The organism is Bradyrhizobium sp. DOA9 (assembly GCF_000617845.2).
Taxonomy (GTDB): Bacteria; Pseudomonadota; Alphaproteobacteria; order Rhizobiales; family Xanthobacteraceae; genus Bradyrhizobium.
Genome location: NZ_DF820425.1, coordinates 3,058,799 through 3,076,656, shown reverse-complemented (window position 1 = coordinate 3,076,656; position 17,858 = coordinate 3,058,799). Strand labels below are relative to the sequence as shown.

At 64.9% G+C, this 17,858-nt stretch carries 16 protein-coding genes; 7 read left to right on the top strand and 9 right to left on the bottom strand.

What is annotated here, in order from left to right; all coding sequences use genetic code 11:
• The first annotated feature begins 170 nt into the window (after positions 1 to 170).
• Complete coding sequence (locus BDOA9_RS14365; protein ID WP_025034639.1) at positions 171 to 659, top strand: RNA polymerase sigma factor; 489 nt, start codon at positions 171 to 173, stop codon at positions 657 to 659.
• A 61-nt stretch (positions 660 to 720) separates the two neighbouring features.
• A complete protein-coding gene (locus tag BDOA9_RS14360) occupies positions 721 to 1,491 on the top strand; it encodes an anti-sigma factor family protein (protein ID WP_025034638.1) in 771 nt (256 codons plus the stop codon).
• A gap of 326 nt (positions 1,492 to 1,817) precedes the next feature.
• Here the strand turns inward: BDOA9_RS14360 and BDOA9_RS14355 are convergent, their stop codons facing one another.
• Together BDOA9_RS14355 and BDOA9_RS14350 are read right to left on the bottom strand one after the other, a co-directional pair.
• Positions 1,818 to 2,780, bottom strand: a complete 963-nt coding sequence (locus BDOA9_RS14355) for a DnaJ C-terminal domain-containing protein (RefSeq protein ID WP_025034637.1) — start codon at positions 2,778 to 2,780, stop codon at positions 1,818 to 1,820.
• Positions 2,781 to 2,946: 166 nt separating this feature from the next.
• Entirely contained in the window at positions 2,947 to 3,348 is a 402-nt protein-coding gene (locus BDOA9_RS14350; protein ID WP_340162405.1) for an RT0821/Lpp0805 family surface protein, read from the bottom strand.
• 119 nt (positions 3,349 to 3,467) lie between these two features.
• Here BDOA9_RS14350 and pdxH point away from each other — a divergent pair, with 119 nt between their 5' ends.
• Positions 3,468 to 4,109 (top strand): pyridoxamine 5'-phosphate oxidase, encoded by a 642-nt coding sequence (gene pdxH, locus BDOA9_RS14345; protein WP_025034635.1) that lies wholly within the window; start codon positions 3,468 to 3,470, stop codon positions 4,107 to 4,109.
• A gap of 26 nt (positions 4,110 to 4,135) precedes the next feature.
• Entirely contained in the window at positions 4,136 to 4,888 is a 753-nt protein-coding gene (locus BDOA9_RS14340) for an SDR family NAD(P)-dependent oxidoreductase (protein WP_025034634.1), read from the top strand.
• A 1,002-nt stretch (positions 4,889 to 5,890) separates the two neighbouring features.
• Here BDOA9_RS14340 and BDOA9_RS36760 read toward each other — a convergent pair.
• Both BDOA9_RS36760 and BDOA9_RS14335 read right to left on the bottom strand, forming a co-directional pair.
• On the bottom strand, positions 5,891 to 6,109 hold the full coding sequence (locus tag BDOA9_RS36760) for a hypothetical protein (protein WP_082847821.1): 219 nt from the start codon (positions 6,107 to 6,109) through the stop codon (positions 5,891 to 5,893).
• Between the two features lie 205 nt (positions 6,110 to 6,314).
• Positions 6,315 to 7,292 (bottom strand): magnesium transporter CorA family protein, encoded by a 978-nt coding sequence (locus BDOA9_RS14335; RefSeq protein ID WP_025034633.1) that lies wholly within the window; start codon positions 7,290 to 7,292, stop codon positions 6,315 to 6,317.
• A gap of 337 nt (positions 7,293 to 7,629) precedes the next feature.
• On the opposite strand from BDOA9_RS14335, the gene BDOA9_RS14330 reads away from it, so the two are divergent.
• Positions 7,630 to 8,310 carry a L,D-transpeptidase gene (locus BDOA9_RS14330; RefSeq protein ID WP_025034632.1) on the top strand — a complete coding sequence of 227 codons (681 nt, stop codon included), beginning with the start codon at positions 7,630 to 7,632 and terminating at the stop codon, positions 8,308 to 8,310.
• 36 nt (positions 8,311 to 8,346) lie between these two features.
• Here the strand turns inward: BDOA9_RS14330 and BDOA9_RS14325 are convergent, their stop codons facing one another.
• On the bottom strand, positions 8,347 to 9,480 hold the full coding sequence (locus BDOA9_RS14325; RefSeq protein WP_025034631.1) for an extensin family protein: 1,134 nt from the start codon (positions 9,478 to 9,480) through the stop codon (positions 8,347 to 8,349).
• 65 nt (positions 9,481 to 9,545) lie between these two features.
• On the opposite strand from BDOA9_RS14325, the gene BDOA9_RS14320 reads away from it, so the two are divergent.
• Positions 9,546 to 11,174, top strand: a complete 1,629-nt coding sequence (locus BDOA9_RS14320) for a fatty-acid--CoA ligase (protein WP_025034630.1) — start codon at positions 9,546 to 9,548, stop codon at positions 11,172 to 11,174.
• A 254-nt stretch (positions 11,175 to 11,428) separates the two neighbouring features.
• Positions 11,429 to 12,283 carry a DUF1499 domain-containing protein gene (locus BDOA9_RS14315; protein WP_025034629.1) on the top strand — a complete coding sequence of 285 codons (855 nt, stop codon included), beginning with the start codon at positions 11,429 to 11,431 and terminating at the stop codon, positions 12,281 to 12,283.
• 118 nt (positions 12,284 to 12,401) lie between these two features.
• Here BDOA9_RS14315 and BDOA9_RS14310 read toward each other — a convergent pair whose 3' ends face one another.
• The 4 genes from BDOA9_RS14310 to BDOA9_RS14295 form a co-directional block, all read right to left on the bottom strand.
• Entirely contained in the window at positions 12,402 to 13,322 is a 921-nt protein-coding gene (locus tag BDOA9_RS14310) for an MBL fold metallo-hydrolase (RefSeq protein ID WP_025034628.1), read from the bottom strand.
• Between the two features lie 135 nt (positions 13,323 to 13,457).
• The gene (locus BDOA9_RS14305; protein WP_025034627.1) at positions 13,458 to 14,672 is read right to left on the bottom strand and encodes an acyl-CoA dehydrogenase; all 1,215 of its coding nucleotides are present in this window, start codon (positions 14,670 to 14,672) and stop codon (positions 13,458 to 13,460) included.
• A gap of 130 nt (positions 14,673 to 14,802) precedes the next feature.
• The gene (gene ribB / locus BDOA9_RS14300) at positions 14,803 to 15,879 is read right to left on the bottom strand and encodes a 3,4-dihydroxy-2-butanone-4-phosphate synthase (RefSeq protein ID WP_025034626.1); all 1,077 of its coding nucleotides are present in this window, start codon (positions 15,877 to 15,879) and stop codon (positions 14,803 to 14,805) included.
• A 189-nt stretch (positions 15,880 to 16,068) separates the two neighbouring features.
• Positions 16,069 to 17,799 carry a cation:proton antiporter gene (locus BDOA9_RS14295; RefSeq protein ID WP_025034625.1) on the bottom strand — a complete coding sequence of 577 codons (1,731 nt, stop codon included), beginning with the start codon at positions 17,797 to 17,799 and terminating at the stop codon, positions 16,069 to 16,071.
• Positions 17,800 to 17,858: the final 59 nt, after the last annotated feature.

The window sequence follows — 17,858 nt, the reverse complement described above, 5'->3', positions numbered from 1 at the left end:
TTGCACGTCCCGTCGAACTCTCGTTGAGGTCTGGAGGTACACCAGCCCTCCCCCGCGGTACAGCCCAAATCCGCGGCGTTAACGCTGTTTCGGGGACCGGAATAGCCGTTCCGCTCGGGTGTTATGATCGCTATAGGCGCACGCCGAACGCCAGGGACGTCAAGACCGCAATGAATGCGTTTCGCCAGAGTGTGGAAGCCATGATCCCGGCGTTGCGCCGCTACGCCCGCGCGCTCACACGCGATGCGGATGCGGCCGACGATCTGGTCCAGGACACGCTGGTCCGCGCGCTGCGTTCGGAGCGGCTGTTTCTCGGAGGCGACGTCAGGAGCTGGCTCTATACGATCCTGACCAACCTCAACAAGAACCGGCGGCGCTCGCTGGCAAGGCGGCCGCAATTCATGCCGCTGACGGACAACAACCCCGATGCCAGCGGGACCGAGGCCGAAGGACGCGACATCGAGAAGGCGCTGGCCACCCTCGTCGAGGAGCAGCGTTCGGTGCTGCTGCTGGTGATGCTGGAAGGCATGAGCTACCGCGAGGTTGCCGACATCCAAGGCGTGCCGATCGGCACGGTGATGTCGCGCCTGGCACGGGCGAGAGCCCACGTCAAAGCCTCGCTGGAGGGTGAGCGTACGGCGCTCAGGCGGGTGAAATGATGAGCTGCGCGAAGCTGACTTGCAGAAGATATTTTGGGCCGCAGAGCCAGAGACGATCGATATGAAGGACCGCAACATCCCAGTGACCGAGGACGAGCTGCACGCCTATGTCGACGGCGAGCTGCCGGCCGAGCGACGCGCCGACGTCGAGGCGTTTCTTGCCGCCCACCCCGAGGACGCCGAGCGGGTGCAGTCCTGGCGGACCATGGCCGAGATGCTGCACGCCCGCTACGATTCGGTCGCCCATGAGCCGGTGCCGACACGGCTCGAGCTCGAGCGGCTGGAGCGCCGCCCGCGGCAATGGCTCTATGGCGCCGCCGCGGCCGTGCTGGTCGCCTTCGTCGCCGGCGGCACAGCCGGCTGGGTGGCGCATGGCGCCGCCAATGCACCTTCGACCTTCCAGAGCTTTACGGCGGACGCGCTCGACGCCCACCGCCTCTATGTCGTCGAGGTCCGCCACCCCGTGGAGGTCGGCGGCAACGAGCGGGATCACTTGCAGGCCTGGTTGACCCGGCGCTGCGGCTGGACCGTGTTCGCGCCGAACCTGGAGGCGAGCGGGCTGAAGCTGGTCGGCGGCCGGCTGCTGCCGGGACCGAACGGCCCGGCGTCGTTCCTGATGTACGAGGGCGCCTCGGGCGAGCGGTACACGATCTACAGCGCCAAGACCGAGAATGGTGCAACGCAAATGCGCTACGCCAGGACGGACAAGGACGGCGCGTTGTTCTGGGCCGAGCGCGGCGTCGGCTACGTCGTCAGCGGCAGCAGCGATCGTGAGCGGCTGACCAGGGTGGCGCAGGCCGTCTACGACCAAGCAGAGAAAAACGGCACCTAGACAACCGCGCAAGCGCAGTGCCCAGATTCCGTCATCGAAAATTTGGAATCAGGACATCGACGCGTCTCATTATCGCACCGGGTGTTCACGCGATTATGAGTAGCGTTCGATCCGCCGATCGACGCGGGCGGCCTCGATTGGGGTTTTTGGTACCGCGCTGGTCCCCCTCTCGAGGCCGCACCTTTTTATCGGCTGCCCCGCCGGACAGCCGACACGTCGAAACCATGAAGCGCTACCACGCCTCAGGCGTATGATGAGCATCATCTCCAGGCCGATGCCTCGAGGACGATGCCGTGGTCCTTTCGGAGAACCCCTTCACTCGTGCCCTAACCAAGCCCGCTACGTGGATTGTAGGGGTGCTGGTCCCGCCACTTTTCCATCAATGCTTCAAGCTCGGCGTCGTTCCCGTCCGGTAGCATAATCCTGATGGTGACGAAGAGATCCCCGCTCCCGCCAGATTTCGGCAGGCCCTTGCCCTTGAGGCGGAAGGTCCGGCCGCTGGAGGTGTTTTTGGGGACCGAAAGCTCCACGGCATTGCCGAGCGTGGGGACGCGAACCTTGCCGCCGAGCACCGCCTCGTAGAGCGTGACGGGCAGGTCGATCCTGAGATCGGCGCCCTCGACCTTGAAGAACGGGTGCGGTGCGATGTTGATGGTGATCAGGAGATCGCCGGGCGGATGGCCCTGCGCGCTTTCTCCCTGCCCCCGCAGCCTGATCTGCTGGCCCTCGGTGACCCCGGCCGGAATCTTGACGTTGAGCTCCTTGCCCGTCGGCAGACGGACACGCTTCTCGCCACCCTTGACCGTCTCTTCCAGCGAGACGCTCATGGCGACGTTGACGTCGAGATCGAGCCCGATGCCGCCGGTGTCGAACTCGAACTGGGCACCGCCGCTGGCGCCGGGTCGCGCGCCGCGCATCCCGCCGCCGAACATGCTGTTGAGGATGTCCTCGAACGCGCCGCCACCCGGGCCGCCCGCACCGCCGCTTCGGAACGTATAGCTTTCAAACCCGCCAGGACCGGCGCGGCCGCGAGGGCCGCCGCCACCCGGAAAACCCTGGAAGCGCGGCTTGCCGTCGGCGTCGATCTCGCCGCGGTCGAACTGCTTGCGCTTGTCCTCGTCGCCGAGGATCTCGTTGGCCGAGTTGAGCTCGGCGAAGCGTTCGGCCGCCTTCGGATCGTCCTTGTTGCTGTCCGGATGGTGCTTCTTGGCCAGCTTGCGATAGGCGCTCTTGATCGCGGCAGCGCTGGCGCTCCGCGGCACCCCCAAGACCTCATAGGGGTCGCGCATTCGTCACGTCTCCTTCAAGAAATCGAATTGTTCAAAGGGCTCCCCGCCCCACCTGCTCGTCATGTGGGAAGAGAGTGGCATTTTTGCAACTAGGGGCGCGCGCCGAATCTCTAAGATTGGAGCATGATCTTATCGGAGAACCGGTTCCCGCTTTTCCGGATCATGCTCAGCTCCGCCACGGCTTTAGCGTATGAATCTCCCAACGGCCACGGCCGCTTTGGCAGCCGGCGCCCTGGAGCCAGCTTTCGGTGTTGCCGTTGACGTAGCTCGCCAGAAAGTCGCGGCATTTGCGTCCGTCCTCGGCGGCGTAGGACTGGGCGATCGGCGTCACCGAGCCGCGCGCCCCGGTCTCCGGATTCTCCCAATGCTGGCTGGAATCCTTGTCGCCCTTGCTGAGGACGTCGGAGGCGGCGTTGCGGGTGAAGGCGAGATCGGTCTCCGTCGGGGGAGCGTCCTTCGCCGGCCGCGCAATCGAGCCGGTCAGGTCGTTCTCCTCGGCCTTGGCATAGGCGCTGCTGTCGTTGCGCGAAAAGCTGCAGCCGCCGGCACCACACCCGATCAGAATCATCGTCACGACGAAGCCGGACGGCCGGATCGCCGATAGGCCAACGCGTCCCCATGCCCTATATAGGGCGGTAGCGGACAGCAACGCGTTTTGGGCCGCGGGACGCAACTCGGACTCCGGACATGACCGACACGACCTCGATGAAACACCAGACACCCTTAACATCCGGTGATTTCACCGCCGCCGACGAGCCTTTTGCGTTGTTCGAGGCCTGGCTGAACGAGGCGATCAAGAGCGAGCCGAACGATCCGAACGCCATGGCGCTCGCAACCGTCGACCCCGACGGGCTGCCCGACGTGCGCATGGTGCTGATGAAGGGCTTCGATACCGAGGGTTTCGTGTTCTACAGCCACATCGCCAGCCAGAAGGGCCGCGAACTCGCCGCAAATCCTAAGGCAGCGTTACTTTTTCACTGGAAGTCGCTGCGCCGTCAGGTCCGCATCCGCGGCAACGTGACGCCGGTGACCGACGCGGAGGCCGACGCCTATTTCGCGACGCGACCGAAGCAGGCCCAGATCGGCGCCTGGGCGAGCAAGCAGTCGCAGGAGCTGGAGAGCCGCTTCGCCTTCGAGCAGGCCATCGCCAAGGTCGCGGCCAGGTACGTCATCGGCGAAGTGCCGCGGCCGCCGGGCTGGAGTGGGTGGCGCATCACGCCGCTGCGGATCGAGTTCTGGCACGACCGCCCGTTCCGCCTGCACGATCGCATTGAATTTCGCCGTGACGCCGCCGGCCAAAAGTGGTCCAAGACGCGGATGTATCCGTAAGCTTTAGGCCGACCTGAAAGATGTCCATGCCGCATTCGTCCAATGCGCCGCGCCGTACGCTGCTCCTGACCGGAGCGAGCCGCGGCATCGGCCACGCCACCGTGATCCGTTTCTCCTCGGCGGGCTGGCGCGTCATCACCTGCTCGCGGCATCCCTTCCCCGAGGACTGCCCCTGGGACGCCGGGCCGGAGGACCACATCCAGGTCGACCTCGGCAACCCCGAGGACACCGCGCGCGCGATCTCGGAGATCCGCAACCGGCTCGAGGGCGGCACGCTGCATGCGCTGGTCAACAATGCCGCGATCTCGCCGAAGGGCCCCGGTGGCTCGCGGCTGGGCTCGGTCGACACCGACCTCGACACCTGGACGCACGTCTTCCATGTCAACTTCTTCGCGCCGATCATGATGGCGCGCGGGCTGATCGAGGAATTGAAGGCGGCCAAGGGGTCGGTCGTGAACGTTACCTCGATCGCGGGCTCGCGCGTGCACCCCTTCGCCGGCGCCGCCTACGCCACCTCGAAGGCGGCGCTTGCGTCACTGACGCGCGAGATGGCCTCCGACTTCGGCCGCATCGGCGTGCGCGTCAACGCGATCGCCCCGGGCGAGATCGACACCTCGATCCTGTCGCCCGGCACCGAGAAGATCGTCGAGCAGCAGATCCCGATGCACCGCCTCGGCACGCCCGACGAAGTGGCGAAGATCATCTACGTGCTGTGCACGGACACCAGCTCCTACGTCAACGGCGCCGAGATCCACATCAACGGCGGCCAGCACGTGTGATCCTTCGGGTCATTGCACGGCGAGATGCACTTGTAGGATGGGTAGAGGGAAGCGAAACCCATCGCGCATCCTCCTCGCTGAAGCATGATGGGTTTCGCTTCGCTCTACCCATCCTACGGCAACAACTCGCAGACACGCCTTCGCAGCCTCGCGGCGCATTTCGCCCGAGCTTTGCTTGGTCTCGCCGCCCTCATAACCAAGAGGGCGCAGGGAAGGCCGGGTGCTGACATCGCACCCGCGGTCTGCTGCGCAAATGCACACGCAGGAAAACCGCACAGCAGCATACAGGTGGTGCCGATCACTCGGCCTTCCCTGCGCGATGGTCGGACGGCTTATGCCGCGCTCTCCCGGGAGCCGAACTTTCCTTCTGGCCTCCCTCGCCCCGCGAATTTGAATGATGCCGTCCACCCGGTTGGGCTCGCGCACATCTCCGCAGACAGCTTGACCGTAGCAACGACGGCCAGGACCACACGGTTTTGCCGTACGCACGGCCCGCCATTTCGCCGCAGTATTCCCTGACACCGTCGACAGCGCCGGAAACTTTACAGACGAGACGAAGCCTGGCAGCGCCGTTCGTCCGCACGCGGGTTTCGGGCTCACAGGGACTACCCGCCCTGCCCGCCCCATCTCGTGCCGACGCTGCCGCGTCCACCGCAAGCCCGGCTCGCGAACAAGACGACCGCATGATCGCCCCTCAAGGATGAGCCGGGATGAGCGACACATACGCCGAAACCGAATTTCGGTAAAGTAGAATATTTTTGCGATAACGGATTGACAGCCTCGCCGGGTGTTTTGCCCGACGGGTGACGATGAGGCTCAGGCGGACCGCTTGGGTCCACCTGCGATGAGTTCCCAGCGTTCAATCGAGATAAGAGGACTGGGACGGAACGCCATGGCCCCAGATCGGGCGCCGCAGCTGAGCATCTGAAGAGCTGTGTGAGGGAAGCAAGGCGATCCAGACAACGCCGCCGCAAGACCTGGATCGCCCTTACCTTCCGTTCCTCAATCGAGTCGAATCCGACGTGACCGCTCGCGCGGACGCGGAGCGGCCGTGCTGATTGCAGTCGAGCAGTCGTCGTCGTTCTCACCATCGAGCAGCGGAGCACCACAGTGCCGGCACATGCGTGCCGACATCGACGGCGCCTTGCCGCTCGTCATCGCCTGACGATAGTTCGCCAGATCGATGACGTTGCGGGGCGACGTTATGTGTTTCTCAACCATGGCTGTTCCTCGCGGCTACGCCCTGCTTATCGCAGACAAGTTTCGCGCAAACGTTCAGCCCACCGCTCAAATTTTACCGGAGGAATTGCGGCATGACACAGACATCACCGCGTCGCCGCAATGCCGATCTATTCTGCGACACGAACCGCCGTGTCTGTGCGAGCGGCGTAAGGTCTCGGTAGGTATCTTTGCTCGCGCACGGTTCCTACAGCCACTTCTTCCACTTGAAGATCCAGTACGGGACGATGGCGGCGATCAACATCATCACCAGCGCCATCGGATAGCCGTGCACCCATTCGAGTTCCGGCATCACCTTGAAGTTCATGCCGTAGACCGAGGCGATCAGCGTCGGCGGCATCAGGACGACGGCCATCACCGAGAACAGCTTGATGATGTTGTTCTGCTCGAGATTGACGACGCCGAGCATGGCGTCGAGCACGAAGGTGATCTTGCTGGAAAGATAGGAGGCGTGGTCGGTCAATGAGGCGACGTCGCGCTGCATGGTCTTGAGCTGCTCGCGCATGTCCTTGGACCATTTCACGCCCTCGACCACGGCGGACAGGAACGTCACGACGCGGCCGATCGACACCAGGCTCTCGCGAACCTTCGAGGTCAGATCGCCCTTGCGGCCGATCGAGATCAGGATCTGGGAATATCGCTTGGCGTGGCCGTGGCGCTCGCTCTCCGGCTCGAAGATCTCATGGGAGACCTGGTCGATCTCGGCGCCGCAGCGCTCCAGAATGTCGGCGCAGCGGTCGATCACGGCGTCCAGGAGCTCCATCAGCACCATCTCGCCGGTGATCGACGGGGTGCAGGAGCGGGCGAGCTTGGCCTCGACCAGGGCGAACGGCTTGGGCAGGTCGTAGCGCACCGTCACCAGGCGGTGGTCGCCGAGGATGAAGGTCACCGCCGTGGTCCGGGGCATGTCGGTATCGGAGTGGCACATCAGCGTCGCGGTCATGTAGCGCGCGCCGTTCTCCATATAGAGCCGGCTGGAGATCTCGATCTCCTGCATGTCTTCCCGGGTCGGGATCGCGATGCCCGCCAGCCGCTCCACGGCCTTGTCCTCGGCGGCCGAGGGGTTGACGAGGTCGATCCAGACCGCGTTCTCCGGCAGAGCCGTGAGATCCTCGATCACCGCCTTCTTGAGGGAGGTCTCGGAGGGAACGAACACTGAAAACATCAAAAGCTCCAGAGATCCTGCGACAGAATGACAGCCCTTAGCGCGATTCTGACAGGTTCACGATGACAACAACATTAACGGAGCGTTGGCATTTGCGAACCGCCGGGGCTCATCTGTGGCGCGGAAGGAACAGTCTGGCGCGTCACGCCACAAAAACCCTCACAGCACCCCCAAATTTGCGGCAGAAAAGCCACAGCTGGGGTCTCGCAGCGCGGGAAAACGGCTTCAGCGCTGGAATTGTGGCAGATTTCAACGATAATGGACTTAACGGAGTCGAGGAACTTGGGCGCTACGCTCAGGCCCTTCCGCACGGTATTGTTTTGATTGGAACCAAACCATGTCGTCGCTGAAAGTTTTGTTTGGGATCTTGGCCGCTGGCCTGATGCTGTCAGGCTGCATGCAGGCCACTCATTATGAGGCGGCCGACACCAAGTCGTTCAAGCCGAAGGACAAGGAACTCCTCGCCAAGGTCCGGTACGAGAACACCCCGGTCGCGGAGCCGTTCCGCCGCGCCATCGTCCAGTACCACCGTAAGGAAACGCCAGGCTCGATCGTGGTCGATTCCGATAACCATTACCTCTATTACGTGCTGGATGGCGGCAAGGCGATCCGCTACGGCATCACCGTCGGTGAAGAGGCGATGGCCTGGTCCGGCATCGCCAAGGTGGGCAGCAAGACCGAGTGGCCGGCCTGGCACCCCACCCCCAGCGAAATCTCGCGTCTGGGTGTGCCGACCTATGTCGCGCCGGGTCCGGACAATCCGATGGGCTCGCGTGCGCTGTACCTGTATTCGGGCGGCAAGGACACGCTGTTCCGCATCCACGGCACCAACCAGCCGGAATATATCGGCGCCTCGATCTCGTCCGGCTGTATCCGCCTGACCAACGAGGACGCGATCGATCTCTATGATCGCGTCAAGGTCGGCACCCTCGTCGTGGTGCTCGAGCCGAAGCATGGCGATTCGCCCTACAATTCGCGCCTCGCGCTCCAGGGCGGCGGCACCAGCTCATCCTACTGAGCAGGCCTTGTTTGAGGCTTTTCAAAAGCGTCGGTTTCACCGGCGCTTTTTTGTTGCCGACTTGTGCGACGAAGCCTTGTGGCCATCCGTCGCCGGCTTGGCCGCAGGCGCAGCCGCTGTCGCCGCCCCTCCGTCCTCGGCGTCCTCCTTGGCCTCGGGCTTGACCTCGGACTTGGCCTCGGACTTGGCCTCGGACTTGGCCGCAACCTCGCGCGGCGGCGCCTCCTCGGGCCGTTCCGCCGGCAGCAGCGGGGCGACCTGCGGCAGGGGATCCCAGACGTTCCACTGGCAGATCCGATAGTCGTTGCGCCGCTGGGCGAGATCGAGATGGATGTGGTCCTCGTGGTACCAGTCCGAGCCCGGACCGAGCACGGTGGAGAAGCGCGCGCAGACCGAATGCAGCACGCGCTCGCGCACCTCGCGCGACATGGTGCGGTCGGTCAGACCGATCGTTTGTCCGTTGGCGAGCTTGATGGCGCGGACGTCGAGCGCGTTGGCCTTGCCGTGCTCGGACAGCATCGCGCCGGCCACGCGGTTGCGGCCGCGGCACTCGAAGCTGTCGAAATTGTCGAGCTCGCTGACGGTCGAGCCGAGGCTGGTCGCCAGCGGCGCCATGTCCTTGCGCACCCAATCGGCGAGCGCGGACGCCATGGTGCAGCGGAGGATGGCCGCCGGCTTGACCGCCACCTTGCGCTTGTCCGGCAACACGACGGCCTCCAGCCGCACCAGATCCTCGCCGCCGCAGGCACCGGGACCGCGGATATCCGGAATGGAGGGCGCGATCGCGATCTCCTCGGTCAGCGCCAGCCGGCAGGCCGAGGCCTGCTTCTCGGGCGGCGGCGCGGCCTCGGCGGGCTTGTCCGCGCCTGGCTTGTCGGGGGACGGCTTGTCGGGAGAAGGCTTGCCGTCTGCCTGCGGCGCCCCCTCATCCGACGCTTTGGGGGCCTCCTCGGGACGCGGCTTCGGCAGCGGAATCCTGGCGGCCCGAACGGTTGGGCGGTGCTTCGGTGCGCCAAGGTTGAAGATATCGAGCGGCGCGGGATATTTCCGCGCCTCTGCCCTTTCGGCGAGCAGCAATAGCCCAGCCGCAGCGGTAACCATTGCCGCCCCGGCGGACATATAGCCGCGACAAGACCATTTGCGGCGAAACTCCGGCAGGCTAAAACTCATGGCAATTCTTTGGCCCAACGCTGAGAGCGATAACGCGCCCAGCGACTTCTCGGAGGAACGTCGGAATGCTTGGTTTGATGCAAGATTGGCCCCTGCTCTGCCACCGGATCATCGAACACGCCGCCAGGATTCATGGCAAGCAGGAGGTGGTCACACGCTCGGTCGAGGGACCGATCCATCGCACCAATTACGCCGAGATCCACAAGCGCGCGCTCAAGGTCTCGCAGATGCTGGAGCGCGACGGCATCAAGCTCGGGGACCGTGTCGCAACGATCGCCTGGAACACCTGGCGCCATCTCGAGGTCTGGTACGGCATCATGGGGATCGGCGCCATCTGCCATACCGTCAATCCCCGCCTTTTCCCGGAACAGATCGCCTGGATCATCAATCATGCGCAGGATCGCATCGTGATGACCGATCTCACCTTCGTTCCGATCCTGGAGAAGATCGCGGACAAGCTGCCAAGCGTGGAGCGCTACGTCGTGCTCACCGACAAGGCTCACATGCCGGAGACCACGCTGAAGAACGCGGTGGCCTACGAGGACTGGATTGCGCAGGCCGACGGCAAATTCAAATGGAAGGACTTTGACGAGAACACGGCGGCGGCGATGTGCTACACCTCCGGCACGACCGGCGATCCCAAGGGTGTGCTGTATTCGCATCGCTCCAACGTGCTGCACGCGCTGATGGCCAACAATGTCGACGCGCTCGGCACCAGTGCGTCCGAGACAATGCTGCCGGTGGTTCCGCTGTTCCATGCCAACAGCTGGGGCATCGCCTTCTCCGCGCCCTCGCAGGGCACCAAGCTGGTGATGCCGGGCGCCAAGCTCGACGGCGCCTCGGTCTATGAGCTGCTCTCGACCGAGAAGGTGACGCACACCGCCGGCGTGCCGACGGTGTGGCTGATGCTGCTCCAGCACATGGCCGCCAACAATCTCAAGCTGCCGGAGCTGAAGATGGTGATCTGCGGCGGCTCGGCGATGCCCCGCTCGATGATCAAGGCGTTCCTCGACATGGGCTCGAACGTCCGCCACGCCTGGGGCATGACCGAGATGAGCCCGATCGGCAGCGTCGCGGCGCTGAAGCCGCCGTTCCAGAATGCGACCGGCGACGCCAGGCTCGACGTGCTGCAGATGCAGGGCTATGCGCCGTTCGGCGTGCAGATGAAGATCACCGACGATGCCGGCAAGGAGCTGCCCTGGGACGGCAAGACGTTCGGCCGCCTCAAGGTCTCCGGGCCCGCCGTCGCCAAGGCCTATTACCGCGTCGATAGCAATATTCTCGACGAGGACGGCTTCTTCGACACCGGCGACGTCTCGACCATCGACGAGGACGGCTATATGCGGATCACCGACCGCTCCAAGGACGTGATCAAGTCCGGCGGCGAGTGGATCTCCTCGATCGACCTCGAAAATCTCGCGGTCGGCCACCCCGCCGTGGCGGAAGCCGCCGTGATCGGCGTGTTCCACCCGAAATGGGACGAACGGCCGCTCCTCATCGTGCAGCTCAAGCAGGGCCAGCAGGCCACGCGCGAGGACATCCTCAAATTCATGGACGGCAAGATCGCCAAATGGTGGATGCCCGACGACGTCGCCTTCGTCGAGGGCATCCCGCACACCGCCACCGGCAAGATCCTGAAGACGGCGCTGCGCGACCAGTTTAGGGATTACCGCTTCCCGAACGCGGCGGCGTAGCGGGCCTGGTGCCACCCTCCCTGGAGGGGCGTCAGCGTCTGACTTGCTGAAGCCTCCACGACGTCATGGCCGGGCTTGTCCCGGCCATCCACGCCCTTTCCCGCGGCGCGGAGAACGTGGATGCCCGGGACAAGCCCGGGCATGACGGCTTGGGCGTATCCGGAACCCTTGAATTTGCCCCAGCGCCGTGGTCTCAACGGCGCATCGTCGCGCCAGATCGGCCGGCATCGCCAACCCCGGCAGAGCTTTTCCCGATGGCCCGCAGGTTTTCCGCTCCCTACCAGTCGGAGCCCGTGTCCAGCCTCGCGAGCTGGGCGCGCAATCTGGCCGTGTTCGCGGTGGTGGCGGTGGTGGTGTCGATCATCATCGTCCGCTTCGATTTCCTGGAGCCGAAGCCGGCGCTGGCGACGTTCATCGGCGGGGTCGCCATCGCCGGCCTCTCGATCCTGTTCGGGCTCGCCGGCTTTGCCGCGATCTGGCAGAACGGCTCCCGCGGCATGGCGCGCATCCTCCTCGCCTTCCTGATCGACGCGGCGATCCTCGCCTACCCCGCTTATCTGGCCTTGCAATACCGCAAGCTGCCGTCGATCTACGACATCACCACCGACCCGATCGATCCGCCGCGCTTCGACGCGTTGGCACGCCTGCGCACCGGCGAGGGCACCAACAGTGCGGTCTATGCCGGCCTTTATTCGGCAGAGCAGCAGCGCCATTTCTATCCCGATATCGAGCCCATCGAGCTCGAGATCTCGGCCGACCGCGCCTATGCGATCGCCCTCCAGCTCGTCCACAAGCGCAAATGGATCGTGATCGACGAGCGCGCACCGCAGCCGCCGCGCCGCATCGGCCGCATCGAGGCGGTGGCGCGCACGCCAATCATGGGCTTCCGCGAAGACGTTTCGATCAGGGTGGTGCCGGATGGCGATGATTCCCGCGTCGATATCCGCTCCGCCTCGCGCAATTTCGACCGCGACCTCGGCAGCAATGCCGCGCGCGTCAAGAAGTTCATCGACGACCTCAACACCGCCGCCGATGCCGACGCGCTCAAGCCGGTGAAGAAGACCCCGGTCGCGCCGCCCAAGGCGCCGGCGAAGACGGTGAAGAAGTGACTCCCGCCGTCATTCCGGGGCGATGCGCAGCATCGAACCCGGAATCCATCCATTCACCAATACTGCGGCCCGATGGATTCCGGGTTCGCGCTGGCGCGCGCCCCGGAATGACAAGAGTTTAGACCGCCATCCGATAGGTCCCGCCGATCACGGGATCCCCATCCGTCGCCACCACGCCGCGGGCGACCAGGTCTTCCAGATGCGCCAGAACGGAATAACCGGCCGCGGTCGTCAGGCGCGGATCGATACCGATATAGATCGCGCGGACCATGGTCGGGATATCGGTCTCGCCCTTGGCAAGCCGGTGCAGGATCGAGGCTTCGCGCGCCTTGCGGTGCCGGATGAGGAAGCGCACGAAGCGCTGGCCCTCGGGAATCTCGGGGCCATGGCCCGAGAAATAGAGATCCTCCTCGCGGGCCGCGAGCCGGTCGAGCGAGTCCATGTAGTCGATCATCGAGCCGTCGGGCGGCGCCACGATCGAGGTCGACCAGCCCATCACGTGATCGCCGACGAAGTTGAACTTCCGCTCGGGCCAGGCGAATGCCAGATGATTGGCGGTGTGGCCGGGCGTTGCGACGGCCTCGAGCCGCCAGCCGTCCCCTTCCACGACGTCGCCATGCGCGAGGCTGACGTCCGGGGCAAAATCGCGGTCGACGCCGGATTCCGGATTGTGCTTCTCGCTCTCGAACCGCGGCCGCGAGGCGCGATGCGGGCCTTCGGCATAGACCGGCGCACCCGTCGCCTGCTTGATGCGCGCGGTGTTCGGCGAATGGTCGCGATGGGTGTGGGTGACGAAGATGTGCGTCACGGTCTCGCCGCGCACGGCATCGAGCAGCGCCGCCGCATGTGCGGCATCGTCGGGACCGGGATCGATGATCGCGACATTGCCCTTGCCGACGATGTAGCTCACCGTGCCCGTGAAGGTGAACGGGCTCGGATTGTTGCAGAGCACGCGCCGCACGCCGGGACGAACCTCCTCGACGATGCCGGGCTTCAGCGGAAAATTGCGGTTGAACGGGACGTCGTCATTGTCGGACATGGCTTCTTCTTTGTTCTTTGACGTCATTCCGGGATGGCCCGCGAGGGCCATACCCGGAATCTCGAGATTCTCAGGTGCGCAAGTGCGCACCATAGTTCGATGCTTTGCATCGCCCCGGAATGACGGAGAACCAAATCAGAAAAACGCCTGAATGCCCGTGATCGCGCGGCCCAGGATCAGGGCGTGGACGTCGTGAGTGCCCTCGTAGGTGTTGACCGTCTCGAGGTTATGGACGTGGCGCATCACGTGATACTCGATCGAGATGCCATTGCCGCCGTGCATGTCGCGGGCGGTGCGGGCGATGTCGAGGGCCTTGCCGCAATTGTTGCGCTTCATGATCGAGATCATCTCGGGCGCGAACTTGCCCTCGTCCATCAGACGGCCGACGCGGAGCGAGCCCTGCAGGCCGAGCGCGATCTCGGTCTCCATGTCAGCGAGCTTCTTCTGCACCAGCTGGGTCGCGGCGAGCGGCTTGCCGAACTGCTTGCGGTCGAGCGTGTATTGACGGGCGCGGTGCATGCAGTCCTCGGCGGCGCCCAGCGCACCCCAGGAGATGCCGTAGCGGGCGCGGTTGAGGCAGCCGAACGGACCCTTGAGGCCGGAGACGTTGGGCAGCAGGGCGTCCTCGCCGACCACGACGCCGTCCATCACGACCTCGCCGGTGATGGAGGCGCGAAGCGAGAGCTTGCCGCCGATCTTCGGGGCGGAGAGGCCCTTCATGCCCTTCTCCAGCACGAAGCCGCGGATCTGGTTGTCATGCGCGGCCGACTTGGCCCAGACCACGAAGACGTCGGCGATCGGCGCGTTCGAGATCCACATCTTGCTGCCGGTGAGGCGATAGCCGTCCGACACCTTCTCGGCGCGGGTCTTCATGCCGGCCGGGTCGGAGCCGGCATCGGGCTCGGTCAGGCCGAAGCAGCCGACCCACTCGCCGCTGGCGAGCTTGGGCAGGTATTTCTTGCGCTGGTTCTCGTCGCCATAGGCGTAGATCGGGTACATCACCAGCGAGGACTGCACCGAGTTCATCGAGCGATAGCCGGAATCGACCCGCTCGATCTCGCGCGCGACGAGGCCATAGGCGACGTAGCTCGCATTGGCGCAGCCATATTCTTCCGGCAGCGTGATGCCGATCAGGCCGAGTTCGCCCATCTCGTTGAAGATCTCGCGGTCGGTCTTCTCCTCGAGATAGGCCTTGGAGACGCGCGGCAGCAGCTTGTCCTGGGCATAGGCGCGGGCGGTGTCGCGCACCATGCGCTCGTCTTCGGTGAGCTGCTCGTCGAGCAGGAACGGATCGTCCCACTGGAAAGAAGCCGCAGCCGGCTTGTCCTTGGCCTGAGGGCGCACGCTCATGAAACGTCCTTTCGCGTCTGGTTCCGTCGATGATTGCCCGACAAAGTAAAGCGCCGGAGCAACAAGTGCAATTGCATCCTGGTCTCGGTCATTCCGGGTCGCGCAGCGGTGCGAACCGGAAACGATGCGGTCAAATTTCGAGTTGCTCGTTGGCGACGATCTCGATGCCGAAACCCGACAGGCCCTTGTAGTCGTGCACCGACGAGGTGAGATGCCGGATCGAAGTCACGCCGAGGTCGCGCAGGATCTGCGCGCCGACGCCGACCTCGCGCCACTGGCGGTTGCGGTCGGCCTCCGTCGACGTCTCGTCCGGCAGCGGCGACACCGGCACGCCGGCCGCGCCGTCGCGCAAATAGACCAGCACGCCGCGGCCGGTCTTCTTGAAATGCTCGAGCACGGCGGCCATGCGCTTGTGGCCGGTGAAGGTGTCCTTGACGATGTTCGGCTTGTGGAAGCGCGTCAGCACGTTCTTGCCGTCGCCGACCCCGTTGTAGACGAAGGCGACGTGGGCGATGGAATCGAACGGCGAGCGGTAGGCGTAGCCCTGCAAGGGACCGATCGGGCTGTCGGTGACGAAGGTCGAGACCCGCTCGATCAGCTTCTCGCGCGCCTGGCGGTAGGCGATCATGTCGGCGATGGTGACGTGCTTGAGCTTGTGCCTGGCGGCGAACTGCGCGACCTGCTCGCCCTTCATCACGCTGCCGTCGTCGTTCATGAGCTCGCTGATGACGCCGACCGGCGGCAGGCCGGACAGCTTGCAGAGGTCGACGGCGGCCTCGGTATGGCCGGAGCGCAGCAGCACGCCGCCGTCCTTGGCGATCAGCGGGAAGATGTGGCCCGGCCGGGCGAAGTCGTTGGCGCCGACATTGGGATTGGCGAGCGCGCGGCAGCACGAGGCGCGCTCATCGGCGGAGATGCCGGTGCCGCCGTCGGGCTTGTAGTCGATCGAGACCGTGAACGCGGTGGTGTGCGCGGAATCGTTGTGGGCGACCATCGGATCGAGCCGCAGCCGGCGCGCGTCCTCGGTCGTCACCGGCGCGCAGACGATGCCGGAGGTATGGCGGATGATGAACGCCATCTTCTCGGCGGTGCAGAGCGAGGCGGCAACGATCAGATCGCCCTCGCCCTCGCGGTCCTCGTCGTCGGTGACGACCACGAGCTCACCCCGGGCAAAGGCCTGCAAGACTTCCTGAACGCTATCGGGCATGTCCCAATCTCTATCGGTTATGGCCGGGAGGCTTAGCCGGACTTGGGTCGGGGCGCTAGTCTCCCCGGCGCAACCACATATGCCTGAGGGCGGGCCTGCCGATCGGTTTCAGGCTTGCACCGGGCATTACCGGCGATATAGGCGCGGATTGCCCGCAAGGAAGGCGGCAAGGAAGGCGGCCCGGCGCCGTCAGGGCAGCACCTCGCGGCGCTCGCCGAGGCGCTGATCGAGCTCGGCACGCTTGTCGTCGAGCAGGCCGGCCTGGGCGGCTTCGATCACCGTAAACAGCTCATGTGCATCGCTGAGCCGGGTCACGGTGACGTAGCTGGCGCCGGCCTCGTAGAGCGCGTCGACGTCGGCCAAAAGGTCCGCCGTGGTGACGATCAGGGCGGTCGGATTGAGCGCGCGGACGTGGCGGACCAGCTTCTCGTTGGTGGCGCCCTTCAATAGCGAATCCGGCACGCTGAGGATGATCATCTCGGACTTGCCGATGCCGGCGTGGATCAGCGTGTCGACATTGCTGATGTCGCCGTAGATCACGTGCAAACCGCGCGAGAGCAGGGTCTGGTACACATTGGGGTTGAAATCGACCACGGTGATCTGCTCGAGCAGCACCGGCGTCTGCCGTTCGATCTCGGCCAAAAGCGCGCTCGCCGCACGGAAAAAGCCGAGGATGACGATGCGGCGGGCCTCGCCGTGGCCACCCTCGTGGCCCTCCTCGGCATGGCCGTTGCCGTGGTCGAGATCGCGCAGGCCGATCCGCTTCAGCGGGCCGATCGCCCAGCGGGTGATCTCGTCGCTGCGGGTCATCACGAAGGTCGAGAGCACCGCAAGCACCACGAAGGCGAAGGAGGCGGCATTCGCCGTCTCGGCTGCGATGTGGTGGTCGGCGACGCCGGTCTGGATCACCACCAGCGAGAATTCGGAGATCTGCGCGAGGTTGAGCGCCGGCAACAGGCTGGCGCGCAAGCCCTGCTTCATCAGGTAGAGCGGCGTGAAGGTGGTGACGAGGCGGCTCACCACGGTGAACGCCGCGATCATCAAGGCAAGGCTGATCACCGAGAGGCCGGGCACGGGAATGGTCATGCCGAGCGAAACGAAGAACAGCGTGATGAAGAAGTCGCGGAGCGTGGTGACCTTGGCGGTGACGTCGAGCGCGTAGGGGAAGGTCGAGAGCGAGACGCCCGCGATCAAGGCGCCCATCTCGCGCGACAGCGACAGCCTGTACGCGGTCTCGGCGACCAGAAAGCACCAGGCCAGCGCGCCGAGCAGAATCAGCTCGGGCCGGCGGGCGATCTGATGGAAGACGCGCGGCAGCACATAGCGGCTGACCAGGAGCGTGGCCGCGACCAGCACCGCGACGCGGCCGATCGAGAGCAGGATGACGCTGACCTCGAGGTTGGCCAGACTAGGCTGCACCGCCAGGAACAGGATGGCGAAGATGTCCTGGAGCACCAGCACGCCGAGGGTGATTCGTCCCGGCAGCGTGTCGAGCTCGCGCTTCTCGTAGAGCACCTTGACGATGATGACCGTGCTCGACAGCGCGCAGGCGACGCAGAGATAGACCGCATCGAAATGCCCGCCGCCGATCGACAGGCCGATGCCGACGAAGAACAGAACCCCGAGCAGACAGCCGCCGAGCAACTGGCTGCCCGCCGCGAACAGGATCACCCGCCCTGCCCGCACGATCTTCTTCAGGTCGATCTCGAGCCCGATCATGAACAGCATGAAGATCAGGCCAAGCTCGGAGATGACGCTGATCGATTCCTGCGAATGGACCCAGCCGGCGCCGAATGGACCTATGCAGAAGCCGGCGATAAGGTAGGCCAGGATCAGCGGTTGCCGGGCGAAATGGGCGAGCAGGCCCAGCATCCAGGCAAACAGGATAGAGAGAGTGATGTCGCGAATAAGCTCGTGCATGCCAAATTGGTCCGTTTTGCCGCACCCTAGAGACGGGTTGCGGTGCGGCAAGCGAGCAA

Excerpts from the sequence above, each read along its gene's own strand:
- BDOA9_RS14365 (WP_025034639.1), top strand. The coding sequence starts at position 171 with ATGAATGCGTTTCGCCAGAGTGTGGAAGCCATGATCCCGGCGTTGCGC.
- BDOA9_RS14360 (WP_025034638.1), top strand. The coding sequence starts at position 721 with ATGAAGGACCGCAACATCCCAGTGACCGAGGACGAGCTGCACGCCTAT.
- BDOA9_RS14355 (WP_025034637.1), bottom strand. The coding sequence starts at position 2,780 with ATGCGCGACCCCTATGAGGTCTTGGGGGTGCCGCGGAGCGCCAGCGCT.
- BDOA9_RS14350 (WP_340162405.1), bottom strand. The coding sequence starts at position 3,348 with ATGATTCTGATCGGGTGTGGTGCCGGCGGCTGCAGCTTTTCGCGCAAC.
- pdxH (WP_025034635.1), top strand. The coding sequence starts at position 3,468 with ATGACCGACACGACCTCGATGAAACACCAGACACCCTTAACATCCGGT.
- BDOA9_RS14340 (WP_025034634.1), top strand. The coding sequence starts at position 4,136 with ATGCCGCATTCGTCCAATGCGCCGCGCCGTACGCTGCTCCTGACCGGA.
- BDOA9_RS36760 (WP_082847821.1), bottom strand. The coding sequence starts at position 6,109 with ATGGTTGAGAAACACATAACGTCGCCCCGCAACGTCATCGATCTGGCG.
- BDOA9_RS14335 (WP_025034633.1), bottom strand. The coding sequence starts at position 7,292 with ATGTTTTCAGTGTTCGTTCCCTCCGAGACCTCCCTCAAGAAGGCGGTG.
- BDOA9_RS14330 (WP_025034632.1), top strand. The coding sequence starts at position 7,630 with ATGTCGTCGCTGAAAGTTTTGTTTGGGATCTTGGCCGCTGGCCTGATG.
- BDOA9_RS14325 (WP_025034631.1), bottom strand. The coding sequence starts at position 9,480 with ATGAGTTTTAGCCTGCCGGAGTTTCGCCGCAAATGGTCTTGTCGCGGC.
- BDOA9_RS14320 (WP_025034630.1), top strand. The coding sequence starts at position 9,546 with ATGCTTGGTTTGATGCAAGATTGGCCCCTGCTCTGCCACCGGATCATC.
- BDOA9_RS14315 (WP_025034629.1), top strand. The coding sequence starts at position 11,429 with ATGGCCCGCAGGTTTTCCGCTCCCTACCAGTCGGAGCCCGTGTCCAGC.
- BDOA9_RS14310 (WP_025034628.1), bottom strand. The coding sequence starts at position 13,322 with ATGTCCGACAATGACGACGTCCCGTTCAACCGCAATTTTCCGCTGAAG.
- BDOA9_RS14305 (WP_025034627.1), bottom strand. The coding sequence starts at position 14,672 with ATGAGCGTGCGCCCTCAGGCCAAGGACAAGCCGGCTGCGGCTTCTTTC.
- ribB (WP_025034626.1), bottom strand. The coding sequence starts at position 15,879 with ATGCCCGATAGCGTTCAGGAAGTCTTGCAGGCCTTTGCCCGGGGTGAG.
- BDOA9_RS14295 (WP_025034625.1), bottom strand. The coding sequence starts at position 17,799 with ATGCACGAGCTTATTCGCGACATCACTCTCTCTATCCTGTTTGCCTGG.